Genomic DNA, 13332 nt, shown 5'->3' with positions numbered 1-13332 from the left:
CATAATTAGAAAAGGGAACTCATATAGAGTTCCCTTTTTCTAATTAGTGTGTGAGTTATAAATAGATAGTAAGACAATACAATATTACATTTAAATATTAAGAATTACAATGGAAAATTATGGATTATAATTATTTCAACGAAAGTGGATATTCTACGGTTTTCATTATGCAAGTTTATTACATATATTTACTCTTTAATAATGGATATCGAACATAATTTAAAAAATAATACATATAATGTTTTTGAATAAATATTTAACATGGATAATTAGTAAAAAGCTGAGCATTCGATTGGAAAGGATGTTCTTTTTCATATGAAAATTTTAGGATAAAGAATGAATCGTTTTAAACGCGTCATTTACCACATCAATAAATTAAGGTGGTGGAGAATATATGAAAGTAATCTTTCAAGGAGAGGGCGGCGCGAAAATTTTTGAGTCATATGATGAAAATGTAAGTGATTTATTAGCTATATTAAAAGAAACGAAAGGGATTAAAATCGGGATGGTTGAGTATAAAGTGTTAAAGTACGAACTTAATTATTTTCGTCATCCGAAAAAAGCGGATACAGAGAGAGAGTTACATATAATAGTACAACCTAAGTATATGTAATAAAATATAATAATAAAAATCATTGATTCAGTTTTGTAAAGTTCCATAGAGTATGTAAGAAAAGAGAGTGTTGTATGGTCATCTCCCTGTCAAGTAGACAGAAATAAAAAGAGTATTATGCCACGGCCTTTTCCCGATATTCTATCGGGGAAAGGCCGTGAAGTTTTTCTTGGAATCTTTCTGTATTATAAAATTGAATATATTCTTGAATTGCTCGGTAGGCCATTTCATATGTTTTTGGGCACACTAAATACAACTTCTCTGTTTTTAAATGTGAGAAGAATGATTCGATACACGCATTATCAAAACAGTTTCCACGTCTAGAATGACTACCGACAAATCCTAATTTCTCTAACTGTTTTGCGTAGGATTTAGATGTATATTGAAACCCTTGATCTGAATGGAAAAGGGGCTTAGTAGTTAATGACTTCCCTTCTAATTGACGTAATGTAGTTAAAACCAAATCTAAATCATTTCTTGAAGATAGCTTCCAGGCAACAATTTCATTGTTGTATAAATCTAACACAGCCGACAAATAGGCAAATTGTTCTCCGATTCGTACATAAGTAATATCTGTTACGAATTTTTGATTTTGCTTTTCAGCTTGAAACTCTCGATTCAAATGATTTTTAAATACCACAGATGTTTTTCTTCCATAAAACGGACGTTTTTTTCGAATGATAGATTGAATACCCAGCTCTCTCATAAGACGACGAACACGTTTATGATTCATTACCATTCCTTCTCGAGCCAAAGCACGAGTCATACGTTTATACCCATAGTAAGGGTGCTGACGATGAATAGATAAAATATGTTCTTTATGCCACATATCCCTTTTCTGACGTAAACGCTGCACGTTATGATATTTCCGCCATTTATAGTAGCCAGCCTTAGAAACTTCCGCGATTTGAAGCAACCATCGGAGTGGATAGGCTTGGCGTAATGAATCGATAAGAGAAAATCGTTCTTTCTTTAGGACCATTCCTTCCCGTGTAGATTTGGATTGCGCTTTTTTAAATACTCAACCTGTGCCTTCAAATAAGCATTTTCTTCTTCTAGACTATTAAAATTCTTTCGATTCCAGACACCACGTTGATCATCAAAGGACTCCCCTTGTTGCGCACGTTTTACCCACTCAATAATCTGGGCATCGCTCTTCACACCGAGTTGTTCACGAATTTCTCGCAATGATTTTCTCTCTTCTAATCGAAGACGAACTGCTTCTCGCTTTAGTTCTTCTGTATATTTTTGAAATGATTGTCCTTTTCTTGCCATAAAAAAATCCCCTCCAGATAAAACAGTATTGAGTCCATCATATCAGATGGACTCTTTTTTTACTGTCTACCTATAGGGGATAATACCAGTAAATGCTCTCTTTTCTTATGCTTTGTGAGTTCGTTCATCATAGTATATGTTTTCAGTTATAGATGGTTAATAAACGATAAAAATTTAAAACTTTTTCGTTTAGGCAGGGATTTTATATTTAAGTAAATAAATATACTATGAAGTATTTTTTATACGAATACTGGAGGAGTATAAAATGAGTTTAGCAAGTTACATAGGCTGTAATGTAGAAATTCCGTTAACGGATCCGGATTCTAATAATCTAATTGTTTTTGGACCGTGTTTTTCAGATGAAAGTATGCTTGAAATTGTACAAGATTATCATTTCCAAACAAATTACACATATGAGGTTTCAACTAGTTGGGGAATTGAACTTGTCGAGTGGCAAAATGTAAAGGAAAAAAAGAAGCGAAAGAAAAACTTTTAACTTTATGGAAGGTTATTTGGAAGATAGAGACTATTTCGAATTATTTAGTTGTTGGGTTGGTGATGAAGATAAGGAACGAGTAGGGGAATTGAACTTAAAAATAAATCATTTTAATATAGATGAATTATGTATTCCAGAAAGAACATTAGTTAGGATAGAAAAATAAGCTTTGAAATATTTTTTAGAAAAAGGCGATTTCACTTTGGGTGAAGTCGCCTTTTAGTTGTTATATGCATGTTATATAAGAAATGAGAAGTTTATTTGATAAAGGAAAAAAGTATGGAGATAAATAAAATTATGTTTTTTGTTAAGAAATAATAAGTATGGCTCTTCTCAAAAGAACGTAAGTTCGTGTATAATAGGAACGAATGTTCTTTTAAGAAGTAACCTAATTATAGTTTAGAAGTAAATTCGAGTTTAGTAAGTATTAAAAATAACTAAGGGATAGTATGGCTAAATAAATGTATAAATGATCAAGGAGATAAAAAATGAACGATGTAAAGATACAAAAAGAAGAAAGAGAGTGGGTTCCGTTTACAGTAATGTCCGAACGACTTTTAAATATGAGAAAGATTATTGGAGAGAAATTAAAAGTACAAAAACCGCTTTTAACAAATGAAGCAAAAGAGAGAATTTCTGATAAATTATTAACGTCATTACTGTCTGAGAAAGAAATATTGGTAACATATTTTGAAGATGGTTACATACTAACAAGCTACATGACTGTTGTACATATCAATCCGGTAAAACAAATTGTAATTTGTACAGACGCTTTTTATAAAACTTACGTATTTAACGCTATGGATATTATTGAAATAACGTAAAAGAAGCTGAGTATTAAATGGCAGCTTCTTTTATTTCTGATTTATGAGACAAATAATACAAGAAAAAGCAGCTAGCTTCGTGCTAGCTGCTGAGCCCCAGGGAAAGGGAGAAAAAGATAGGGTACTCCAAAATCGACAAGAGCTGTCAAACAGCCTGATTATAGTATAGACAAATTAAAATTTTCTATACAGAAAGTTGAACATAAGATTAGGCTGTACCCACTTGGTTTTGATCTGCAAGGTCAGAATCAAATGTATTGGTCGCGCTAACACCGCTAAAAGTATTAACAACAAAACCAACGTTTGATGCGCCGGAACCATTATAAGCTTTCGTATTTTCTTTCGGAGATACGTTGTAGAAATCACCTAAGTTAAATGATCCATTGCTATTTTGTACAACTAAATTTCCTACAACTGATGGCATAATTTTCACCTGCTTTATAATAAGTTGTTAACATTACTATATGGAGTTATAGTTCAGATGGTTCATACAATAAAAATTGTGGAATAGTAAAACGTTTGGAGCGTGGATTTCAATAAAAGTGTGTTAAAATTAATATAATAAAGTTGAGTAATTTTTTAAAAAAATTTGTATAATTGATATATATGAAAATAAAGGAGGCAAAATGTAATGAAAGATATTATGAAAAAAGTTGATTTAACAGATGCCAAATCAAGTAATCTTGTTGCACTAATTTATAGTAATGAAGTTATATTAGTTGAAGACGCATTTTGTCCAAATGAAATAAAATTAAAGTTTAATGAAATTGCAATTTTATCTGCAATTAAAACAGCTCATATTGCGAAAGTGTCTATTAGGAAAGAACTTGAAGCGCTTTTTCATGATACGGGTGTTATATTAGTGAAACAAAATGTTGATTATGGTAGTAGCCAATCTATTACCATGCATTTTGAGCAATTTAAAAAATTGCAAGATGAGATTGAACATTTAAATAAGAGTATGTAATAAAGCAGCTAAATAAAGGTTCTATCATAAAGGTGGAATGTGTTGTGTTGAAAAAGTGGTTTAGAAATTATTTGGGTGAATCGCATTGTAAACATAAATATATTTTTATTAAGATGCAGGATAATGAGGATTTTAAAAAAGGTACATTAGGTGTAGTTTATATTTACCAGTGTGAGAAATGTGGAAAAGAGAAGTTGAAATATAAAAATAATAATGAAATAAACAATGAATTTTTAGATATATAGCAAAAAGTAACCATGATGGTTACTTTTTTGTTTATGTATGCAATATCAAAACTATTACTAAAGTATGAGTTGAGTTGATACTATAGTAAATCGCTGAATAAAAATGAAGAGAGTAAGATATAGGGAAGGAGGATGAGGGAAATGAAGCGAAAAGAAATTAGTAAATCTGTAATTATTACAGGCGTGACACAAGGGTTAGGACGTGCGATGGTTGATCGATTTCATGAATTAGGGTGGAACATATATGGTTGTGGACGTTCAAAAGATAAAATTGAAGAACTAAAAAAACAGTACAGTAAAATACATGATTTCCAAGTAACTGATGTTTCAGATTCTCAGCAAGTTAACAATTGGGCAAATTATATACTTAATAGACATACGGCTCCCAATCTGATAATAAATAATGCATCAATTGTAAATCAAAATGCACAACTTTGGAAAATTACGGCTCAAGAATTTGAAAATGTAATGAATGTAAACGTGAATGGTGTAGTAAATGTAATAAGAGCATTTGTTCCCGCAATGGTAGCTAGGAAAGAAGGAATTATCATTAATATGAGTTCTAGTTGGGGGAGAGAAGGTGAAGCTGAGCTTGCGCCATATTGTGCCTCGAAATTTGCAATTGAAGGTATCACTAAATCTATGGCCCTGGAATTACCCCATGGCATGGCTGTAGTTGCTTTAGATCCTGGAGGGAGTATTAATACTCCAATGCTGAAGTCATGTGCGCCACAATATATAAATGAATCGCCTACACCTGAAACTTGGTCACATAAAGCGATTGAATATATATTGAATATAACAATAGATAAAAATGGAGATTCATTGACATGCCCAGCATGCGTATAAAAAGCACCTTTAAGGTGCTTTTTATATTAGTAGCACATTATATCATTCACAAAATTACATCTGAAAAATAAAATAAAAGATTAAGGGTGAGATTTGTTTGTTTTGAAAGCTTTAGAAAATATTTGAATAGGTGATAAAAATGAATCCAAGCAGTTTAAAAGTGACAGGGGCATGGTTTCAAGTGGGAGGGAATCTTACAGCTGCTATTGGAACGACAAGAGGATTTATTGGAGAAGAGAAAGTTGAATCGGATCTTGTTATTGTAGGAAGCTCATTACAAGCCCTCGGATATATATTACAAATCATTGCGAGCAAGTATGATGATGGGGAAGAAAAAAGAGAAAATCAAAATATAGGCTTAGAGAATCAAAGTAAATTACTTGATCAGATAGGAATTGAGTTATTAGCATTAGGCAATATATCAAATGTAATAGGAACATATTTTAATATAAATGAACAATTGAAAGAAAATGATTATCTTATCATTACAGGGAACAGTTTACAATCGATCGGTGCTTTTTTAGGAGTAGAAGCAGCTTTGGTGGATATAAATGTATTACAGAAAATTATTATACTGGGTAACTCCATGCAAAGTTTAGGGGCTGGATTACAAGCGTATCAAGGTGTTTTAAATGTATTGAAAGATGAGAAAGAAAATAAAGATAATATTTTTGATAAGAAGGATGAGAGAATCATTGCACTCATTGGTATTTGGATACAAGCGATAGGAACGTTAATTTCCGCAATTGGAATAACTGCAATAGAGGAAGAAAATAGGCTAGAAAACAATGAAAAGTCTGAAATACTTATATAAATAGAAGGAGATACATTGATTTTAGAGGCAGGTTAAGATTAAAATGGTAGTAGGTTTTTTTGCGTATATTTTGAAAAGTGATATATAAAATACAAAATAAGGAGTTTTCAAGGGATGATGTATTTATTAGCAATTTTTCTTCCACCTGTTGCTGTATTGTTTTGTGGAAAACCATTTCAGGCAATAATAAATTTCATATTAACATTAATATTTTGGGTTCCAGGAGTTATACATGCAATTCTTGTAGTGCATGATAAAAAAGCTGATCGGCGTTTGAAAAAACAAATTCAAGCATATGATGAAATTAATAAGAGGAACCGAAGATAATTCATCTGTAAAATGTTTTTAAAAGAAAGGAGGATTCACCTCCTTTCTTTTTTAGTGGGTGTTAAGTTTAAATTTTTGTGTGGCGGAAAGAATTTTTAATGTAAGTATTATGATAATAACTTTTAGATTGTGCATGTAATAGGCCAGTATAAATGCTTTCTGGTACATTAAAGAAATCATACATACCATGCTTTAATTGGATTCGCAAAATCATAGAAAAAGGATTATAACCAACAGCAACTATATTTTTTGAGGTAACCGGAGATAGCTTCATTATTATGCAACTCCTTATTTTTCATTTTTAATAATTCTTTGTAGGTAACGGTATTGTGGTGTTGAAATCTTTATAATTAAAGAGGTATTATACCTATATTCAATATATTTAATATTGGTTATACGTAATTATAAGTAAGTTCACACGAAGTTCATATTGATATGCTATTTTTATTTCACCTTTGATTTATTAATAAGAAAATATTGACCATTTGAAAAAAAGGTATATTATTTATACGAGGTAATAAAAATTCACTTCTTTCATTATTATGCTAAAAGGGGCAGCATTATTAGAAAATTAGAAGTGAAAATAGTATGTATAAGAGCCATTTTAAAATTTGTAATCTGTGAATTGGGAAAATATTGAATGCTCCAGGTCAATACACTTTCTTGCCTAAACGTATTTACGAAAGTGACCTCAATATTTTTAATTAAATCAACGGGAGAATTGAAAGGCAGGAGAAAGTAACATGTCAGAAAATTATCGTTCTCACGAGGAGCGACGACAAGTTAAAAAGAAAAAACAACCAGCTTCTAAAACACAAAAACCAAAAGGTAAAACATCATTTTTCCGCAAGTTTTTAATTACTTGTTTATTACTTGGTATTGTAGGTTTAGTGGCGGGGGTTGCTACCTTTTTCGTAATGATTAAGGACGCACCAAAACTGGAAAAAGCAAAACTTGTTAATCCGTTATCCTCAAAAATTTATGATAAAAACGGGGATTTGGTATATGAATATGGAAAAGAAAAAAGGACGAATGTTACGTATGATCAAATACCTAAATTAGTAGAAAATGCATTTTTAGCGACAGAAGATTCACGTTTTTATGAGCATAGCGGAGTAGACTTTAAAGGTACTGCCCGTGCTGTTTTAGTGAGTCTTAAAGGAGATTATGGCTCTCAAGGTGGAAGTACGATAACGCAGCAAGTTATTAAAAACTACTTCTTATCTATGGATAAAACACCAAAGCGTAAGGCGCAAGAAATATATTTAGCTTATAAGCTAGAACAACAGTATTCAAAACATGAAATATTAGAGATGTACTTAAATAAAATTAACTTAGGTAATCGTTCATATGGTATCGCAACAGCAGCACAAAACTACTATGGTAAAGAATTGAAGGACTTAACATTACCAGAAGTTGCGATGCTTGCAGGTTTACCGAAAGCACCGAATAACTATGATCCAACGAAAAAAGAAAATGTTCAAAAAGCAACAGAAAGAAGAAATGTTGTTCTAAGTTTAATGAACCGACATGGATATATAACAAAACAGGAAATGGAAGAAGCATCAAAAGTTGACGTAGAAAAGGGGCTTAAGCCTGCAGCTCAACTACAAACAATGCCATACCCTGCATTTATGGATGCAGTTGTGAAAGAAGTAGAAAAAGAATTGCCAGATGCTAATATTGGTTCTGACGGTTTAGAAATTTATACAACGTTAGATCCGAAAGCACAGAAACTTGCTGATAATATTTTAAATAATAATATCATTGATTATCCAAACGATAAATTCCAAGGTGCATTCACATTTATGGATACGAAAACAGGAGAAGTTCGTGCTATAGGTAGTGGCCGTGGAGAAAATAAAGCTGTATTTAAAGGGCATAATATGGCAATTGAATTAGATCGTGCAGCTGGTTCAACGATGAAGCCGATTTTCGACTATGCTCCTGCAATTGAATATTTAAAATGGGCTACGTATCATCAAATCGATGACTCTCCATTTAAGTATTCAACGGGTCAAGAAGTTCGAAATGCAGATAGAAGTTATATGGGTCCAATTACAATGCGTGAAGCATTAAAAATGTCGCGTAATATTCCTGCAATTAAAACTGCAAAAGAAGTAGGGATTAGTAAATCAAAAGAATTCTCTGAGAAACTAGGTATTACATTTAATACAGCACCGACAGAATCGACAGCTATTGGTACAAATGAAGTATCGCCAACTGAAATAGCGGGTGCTTATGCGGCATTTGGTAATGAAGGTAAATATACGAAACCGCATTTTGTTAAGAAAGTTGTTTATCCAGACGGTAAGTCACAAAGTTTTGGACAAAAACCAAAACAAGTTATGACAGATTCTACCGCATACATGATTACTGATATGCTTCGTTCTGTAGTTACATCGGGTACTGGTACATCGGCAAATGTAGGCTCTTTAGATGTAGCTGGTAAAACGGGTACGACAAACTATTCATCAAAGCAATTAGCTCAATATAAAATTCCAGAAAGTGCAACTCGTGATAGTTGGTTTGCTGGATATACACCGCAATATACGATGGCAGTATGGACTGGGTATATGAAAGATGGTAAAGACGAGTATATTAGTAGTAAAAACACGAAAATTGCACAGTTAATCTTTAAAGAAATGATGAGCGAAATGGCTACAGATAAATCACGCTTTAAAATGCCAAGTAGCGTTATTCAAGAAGGTAGTGAGCTACGTATAAAAGGTGAAAAACGTGATTCATCGCCAAATACTAGCGTACCGGATACAACGGAGCAACCAAAACAAGATCAACAGCAAAAAACTGAAGAAGAGAAAAAGCAAGAAGAATTAAAGAAACAAGAAGAACTGAAAAAACAAGAAGAACAAAAGAAACAAGAGGAACTTAAGAAGCAAGAAGAACAAAAGAAACTAGAAGAGCAAAAGAAACAAGATGAGCAAAATAATGGAAATGGCCAAGGAACGACACCTCCAGCAAATAATGGAGGAGGTCAAGGAAATACGACACCTCCAGCAAATAACGGAGGAGGTCAAGGAAATACGACACCTCCAGCAAATAATGGAGGAGGTCAAGGAAATACAACACCTCCAGCAAATAACGGAGGAGGTCAAGGAAATACGACACCTCCAGCAAATAACGGAGGAGGTCAAGGAAATACAACTCCACCAGCGACCACACAACCAGAGACCGGTGGTAATGCAGGAGAGGCACCTGCTAATAATGGGCAATAAGAAAAATTTATAAAAAATATTAAAAAGCACTTAAGATTTGTGAAATTTACAATCTTAAGTGCTTTTTTCGTTTAAATGTAGTAGCTATGAAAGGATCTGTTTTAAATGTTAAACGTACCATAAAAATTTTGAAAATAAATTGATGGGAAATGATAAAAGACTTGAGTCGGAGGTAGTGGAGGATAACTATGGCTATGAATGGGAGTACTACTGGGGTGTGTACCATGATGCCAAAATGATGGGGTAACTTGACCGGGAATTTGATATTGCTGCCAAGTTGCGGGAAGTTCAATTCCTACATCGGAGCTAGCTGTATGAACTGCAGGAACATGTATCCCAGGAGTCGAAGGAACTACGGCAGTTACTCTTAATAATACCCACATGAAATATTCACTCCTAAGTTGAGTTAATAAATTAGTATATTCTTTTCACACATATAAAGGTACATATTATATAGGACTTTTGTTTAAAACATGCGTACAAAGTCTTAAGACTAATGTAAGCTGATGGTGGACTATTTAATATGAAAAGATACGTCTATTTGCGGAGGGAAAAGAGATAAAAAAAATATACAATGAAGGTGTTAATCGTAATATTTTACGAGTGTATGGAGGTATTTTTATGGAACGATTATGGACGAAATCATTTATTCAAATGACTTTCGCAATGTTATTTTTATTTACAGGATTTTATTTACTTGTTCCAACGCTCCCGCTCTTTATTAAAGAGATAGGTGGCAATGAATCGCAAGTTGGACTTATGATGGGGATGTTTACAATAGCTGCTGTTGTAATACGACCGATTATTGGAGGAATGTTAGATCAATATGGTAGAAGATCCTTTATTATTTTCGGACTCATCTTTTTTGGCTTAACGATGTATTCCTATAATATAGCATCGACTATTGTCCTTTTAGCTGTTTTACGTGTTATTCACGGAGTAACATGGGCTGTTTCTACAACAGCTGTTGGAACAGCAATAACGGATATTATTCCAGATTCACGCCGCGGTGAAGGTATGGGTTGGTACGGGATGGCGATGACAATTGCAATGGCGATCGGACCTATGATTGGACTATGGGTTGTGCAAAATTATTCATTTGATGGTCTATTTTTATTAGCGACGTTGTTATCTTTTATGGCAGTCGTATTATCATTAATAACGAAGATGCCATTTACACCACAAAAAGAAAAAGGGAAGATGCAGCTATTTGAGAAATCTGTATTAACAATCACGATTGTAGTATTCTTTTTATCGTTTGCATATGGAGGAATAACAACCTTTTTACCGTTATTTGCATCATCAATTCATGTGAATCCGGGAACTTTCTTTCTTGTATATGCAATTGCATTAACAATTGTAAGACCAATTTCAGGGAAACTATTAGATAAGTATGGAGAAGTATTCATCATACTTCCAGCATTATGTATTACTATTTTAGCTATAGTTGTTTTAACTATTTCAAATGGTTTGATAGGTGTAATTATCGCAGCAACATTATACGGTATTGGATTTGGTTCAGCGCAGCCAGCTTTGCAAGCGGCAATGCTTACAATTGTCGATCCGAGTAAAAGAGGAGTTGCAAATGCTTCATTTTTTACAGCGTTTGATTTAGGAATCGGGTTAGGCGCTATTTTACTTGGAGTTGTTTCACAAATGTTTGGTTATCGTATTTTATTTTCAGGGAGTGCAATTTCAGCATTGATAGCCTTAATTATTTTCGTCTTTTTTGTAAAACAACGATTAGGAAAAAAAGAGTTTGCATAAACTGGAGGAATAAAGATGAGAATTTCAATTGATCGTAAAGCTCTGCAATGGTTCCAGGAAGAATTACGTATAAAGCACGGTGAATCTGTACGTTTTACTGTAAGGTACGGAGGGGATAGTTCAATTCAGCCCGGATATTCTTTAGGGGTTGTTGCTGAGAGACCCGATGGCGAAATAGTGTCAGTTGAGAAGGAAGGTATTATATTTTTTGTAGATTGTGATGATCTTTGGTATTTTCAAAACTATGATTTATTTGTAAGTTATCATGAGGAAATGGAAGAAATTCAATTTAATTATGTAAAATAATAACTTTATTAAAAATGAATAAGTTTTATATAAAAATTATATTTAAGAGATAGTGAAATAAATATCATATAGTAACGAGCTGTATTTATGTACAGCTCGTTTTTTCTATTTCTCAAATAAAATTAGAATAATTGTATATTTGGCGGTGTTATATGAAAAATCTTTATATTTTGTTTTTGAAAATACGCAAAGAAGTCTATCCTTTCTTTATAAAATATAAGAATTATTTTCAAAAAATTGTATTGTTACAGTAAGAAAAGTGTAGGAAACTTATCATTATAAAATAAATTGAAATCTTCTAAAAACTCTGATACATTGAAATAGAAATGTAGTTTCACAATATTGTAAAGGCTTACAGTTATGTGCACGAAGATCTATTAGGATTGGAGGAAATAATGATGAAAGCTGAAGAGAAATTTTCCCCGGGATTAGATGGTATAGTGGCAGCGGAGACGAAAATCTCGTTTCTTGACACAGTAAAAGGTGAAATTGTAATTCAAGGGTATGACTTAATCGAACTCTCAAAAACAAAAGAGTATTTAGACATTGTGCACCTTTTATTGGAGGAACATCTACCGAATGAAGATGAAAAAGCAACACTTGAAAAGAAATTAAAAGAAGAATATGCAGTACCAGAAGGTGTATTCAACGTACTAAAGGCATTGCCTAAAGAGACGCATCCCATGGATGGATTACGTACAGGTGTGTCAGCGTTAGCTGGTTACGATAATGATATCGAAAACCGCTCGTTAGAAGTGAATAAAAGCCGAGGGTACAAGCTGTTAAGTAAAGTGCCAAACATTGTAGCAAATAGCTATCATATTTTAAATAATGAGGAGCCAATTGAACCTCTTAAAGAATTATCTTATAGTGCGAATTTCTTCTATATGTTAACTGGTAAAAAACCAACTGAACTTGAGGAAAAGATCTTTGATCGTTCCCTTGTTTTATATAGTGAGCATGAAATGCCAAACTCTACATTTACAGCTCGCGTTATTGCATCAACACAATCAGATTTATACGGCGCTCTAACAGGTGCAGTTGCATCTTTAAAAGGAAGTTTACATGGCGGTGCAAATGAAGCGGTTATGTACATGCTTTTAGAAGCTGGTAATGTTGAGAAATTTGAAGAGTTATTACAGAAGAAACTATATAACAAAGAAAAAATTATGGGCTTTGGACACCGTGTTTATATGAAGAAGATGGATCCAAGAGCACTTATGATGAAGGAAGCTTTAAAACAGTTATGTGATGTAAAAGGTGATTATACACTATATGAAATGTGTGAAGCTGGAGAAAAGATTATGGAAAAAGAAAAAGGAATTTATCCAAATCTTGATTATTATGCAGCTCCAGTATATTGGATGCTAGGTATTCCAATTCAACTTTACACACCAATCTTCTTTAGCTCTAGAACAGTGGGGTTATGTGCGCACGTTATTGAGCAACATGCAAATAATCGTTTGTTCCGTCCACGTGTAAATTATATTGGCGAGCGACATGTACTTAGTAAATAAGAACAACTGGGGAGTTGTTAGCGCCGCCCGCCAGATGGGTGTTTGACCGACACCCATCATTAATAATAACGAATTTTCGACAGAAAGGAAAGAATA

Annotated in this window: 16 protein-coding genes; 12 read left to right on the top strand and 4 right to left on the bottom strand. The window is 33.0% G+C overall.

Annotated features, from left to right (window positions below):
* Positions 1–394: 394 nt before the first annotated feature.
* Positions 395–613, top strand: a complete 219-nt coding sequence (locus QCI79_RS01390; protein WP_000864279.1) for a hypothetical protein — start codon at positions 395–397, stop codon at positions 611–613.
* Between the two features lie 115 nt (positions 614–728).
* Here the strand turns inward: QCI79_RS01390 and QCI79_RS01385 are convergent.
* Positions 729–1888, bottom strand: a protein-coding gene (locus QCI79_RS01385; RefSeq protein ID WP_087874946.1) for an IS3-like element ISBth8 family transposase whose coding sequence is annotated in 2 segments (ribosomal slippage) — positions 729–1630 and positions 1630–1888 — 1161 coding nt in all. Because the reading frame shifts where the segments join, the coding sequence is not laid out codon by codon here.
* A gap of 265 nt (positions 1889–2153) precedes the next feature.
* Here QCI79_RS01385 and QCI79_RS01380 point away from each other — a divergent pair.
* Positions 2154–2384 (top strand): KH domain-containing protein, encoded by a 231-nt coding sequence (locus tag QCI79_RS01380; RefSeq protein ID WP_000050516.1) that lies wholly within the window; start codon positions 2154–2156, stop codon positions 2382–2384.
* Positions 2385–2872: 488 nt separating this feature from the next.
* Complete coding sequence (locus QCI79_RS01375) at positions 2873–3208, top strand: YolD-like family protein (protein ID WP_002100962.1); 336 nt, start codon at positions 2873–2875, stop codon at positions 3206–3208.
* 208 nt (positions 3209–3416) lie between these two features.
* Here the strand turns inward: QCI79_RS01375 and gerPF are convergent, their stop codons facing one another.
* Positions 3417–3632, bottom strand: coding sequence for a spore germination protein GerPF (gerPF, locus tag QCI79_RS01370; protein ID WP_001141569.1), 216 nt, complete (start codon positions 3630–3632; stop codon positions 3417–3419).
* Positions 3633–3839: 207 nt separating this feature from the next.
* Between gerPF and QCI79_RS01365 the strand changes: the two genes are divergently transcribed.
* From QCI79_RS01365 to QCI79_RS01345, 5 genes are all read left to right on the top strand, one after another.
* Positions 3840–4175: a hypothetical protein gene (locus tag QCI79_RS01365; protein WP_000651907.1), complete on the top strand. Its 336-nt coding sequence runs from the start codon at positions 3840–3842 to the stop codon at positions 4173–4175.
* Positions 4176–4219: 44 nt separating this feature from the next.
* Positions 4220–4420: a hypothetical protein gene (locus QCI79_RS01360; protein ID WP_000915150.1), complete on the top strand. Its 201-nt coding sequence runs from the start codon at positions 4220–4222 to the stop codon at positions 4418–4420.
* Positions 4421–4561: 141 nt separating this feature from the next.
* Positions 4562–5269, top strand: coding sequence for an SDR family oxidoreductase (locus QCI79_RS01355; protein ID WP_000823066.1), 708 nt, complete (start codon positions 4562–4564; stop codon positions 5267–5269).
* 139 nt (positions 5270–5408) lie between these two features.
* Positions 5409–6083, top strand: a complete 675-nt coding sequence (locus QCI79_RS01350; RefSeq protein WP_001070034.1) for a DUF6944 family repetitive protein — start codon at positions 5409–5411, stop codon at positions 6081–6083.
* A gap of 114 nt (positions 6084–6197) precedes the next feature.
* On the top strand, positions 6198–6410 hold the full coding sequence (locus tag QCI79_RS01345) for a YqaE/Pmp3 family membrane protein (protein ID WP_000990215.1): 213 nt from the start codon (positions 6198–6200) through the stop codon (positions 6408–6410).
* Between the two features lie 67 nt (positions 6411–6477).
* Here QCI79_RS01345 and QCI79_RS01340 read toward each other — a convergent pair whose 3' ends face one another.
* The gene (locus QCI79_RS01340; protein ID WP_000777843.1) at positions 6478–6684 is read right to left on the bottom strand and encodes a KTSC domain-containing protein; all 207 of its coding nucleotides are present in this window, start codon (positions 6682–6684) and stop codon (positions 6478–6480) included.
* 469 nt (positions 6685–7153) lie between these two features.
* On the opposite strand from QCI79_RS01340, the gene QCI79_RS01335 reads away from it, so the two are divergent.
* Entirely contained in the window at positions 7154–9646 is a 2493-nt protein-coding gene (locus tag QCI79_RS01335; protein WP_021727525.1) for a PBP1A family penicillin-binding protein, read from the top strand.
* A gap of 101 nt (positions 9647–9747) precedes the next feature.
* Here the strand turns inward: QCI79_RS01335 and QCI79_RS01330 are convergent, their stop codons facing one another.
* Entirely contained in the window at positions 9748–10029 is a 282-nt protein-coding gene (locus QCI79_RS01330; RefSeq protein ID WP_000270090.1) for a hypothetical protein, read from the bottom strand.
* Between the two features lie 238 nt (positions 10030–10267).
* Between QCI79_RS01330 and QCI79_RS01325 the strand changes: the two genes are divergently transcribed.
* From QCI79_RS01325 to mmgD, 3 genes are all read left to right on the top strand, one after another.
* Positions 10268–11413: an MFS transporter gene (locus tag QCI79_RS01325; protein WP_000440665.1), complete on the top strand. Its 1146-nt coding sequence runs from the start codon at positions 10268–10270 to the stop codon at positions 11411–11413.
* A gap of 15 nt (positions 11414–11428) precedes the next feature.
* Complete coding sequence (locus QCI79_RS01320) at positions 11429–11719, top strand: HesB/YadR/YfhF family protein (protein ID WP_001222844.1); 291 nt, start codon at positions 11429–11431, stop codon at positions 11717–11719.
* A gap of 395 nt (positions 11720–12114) precedes the next feature.
* Positions 12115–13236: a citrate synthase gene (gene mmgD / locus QCI79_RS01315; RefSeq protein ID WP_001987369.1), complete on the top strand. Its 1122-nt coding sequence runs from the start codon at positions 12115–12117 to the stop codon at positions 13234–13236.
* Positions 13237–13332: the final 96 nt, after the last annotated feature.

This window comes from Bacillus cereus group sp. MG1, from assembly GCF_040460035.1.
Taxonomy (GTDB): Bacteria; Bacillota; Bacilli; order Bacillales; family Bacillaceae_G; genus Bacillus_A; species Bacillus_A cereus.
This window is presented reverse-complemented; position numbering and strand designations above follow the sequence as displayed.

Coding starts and splice junctions, on each gene's coding strand:
- QCI79_RS01340 (WP_000777843.1), bottom strand. CDS start 6,684: ATGAAGCTATCTCCGGTTACCTCAAAAAATATAGTTGCTGTTGGTTAT.
- QCI79_RS01335 (WP_021727525.1), top strand. CDS start 7,154: ATGTCAGAAAATTATCGTTCTCACGAGGAGCGACGACAAGTTAAAAAG.
- gerPF (WP_001141569.1), bottom strand. CDS start 3,632: ATGCCATCAGTTGTAGGAAATTTAGTTGTACAAAATAGCAATGGATCA.
- QCI79_RS01320 (WP_001222844.1), top strand. CDS start 11,429: ATGAGAATTTCAATTGATCGTAAAGCTCTGCAATGGTTCCAGGAAGAA.
- QCI79_RS01375 (WP_002100962.1), top strand. CDS start 2,873: ATGAACGATGTAAAGATACAAAAAGAAGAAAGAGAGTGGGTTCCGTTT.
- QCI79_RS01380 (WP_000050516.1), top strand. CDS start 2,154: ATGAGTTTAGCAAGTTACATAGGCTGTAATGTAGAAATTCCGTTAACG.
- QCI79_RS01345 (WP_000990215.1), top strand. CDS start 6,198: ATGATGTATTTATTAGCAATTTTTCTTCCACCTGTTGCTGTATTGTTT.
- QCI79_RS01355 (WP_000823066.1), top strand. CDS start 4,562: ATGAAGCGAAAAGAAATTAGTAAATCTGTAATTATTACAGGCGTGACA.
- QCI79_RS01390 (WP_000864279.1), top strand. CDS start 395: ATGAAAGTAATCTTTCAAGGAGAGGGCGGCGCGAAAATTTTTGAGTCA.
- QCI79_RS01350 (WP_001070034.1), top strand. CDS start 5,409: ATGAATCCAAGCAGTTTAAAAGTGACAGGGGCATGGTTTCAAGTGGGA.
- QCI79_RS01365 (WP_000651907.1), top strand. CDS start 3,840: ATGAAAGATATTATGAAAAAAGTTGATTTAACAGATGCCAAATCAAGT.
- mmgD (WP_001987369.1), top strand. CDS start 12,115: ATGATGAAAGCTGAAGAGAAATTTTCCCCGGGATTAGATGGTATAGTG.
- QCI79_RS01330 (WP_000270090.1), bottom strand. CDS start 10,029: ATGTGGGTATTATTAAGAGTAACTGCCGTAGTTCCTTCGACTCCTGGG.
- QCI79_RS01325 (WP_000440665.1), top strand. CDS start 10,268: ATGGAACGATTATGGACGAAATCATTTATTCAAATGACTTTCGCAATG.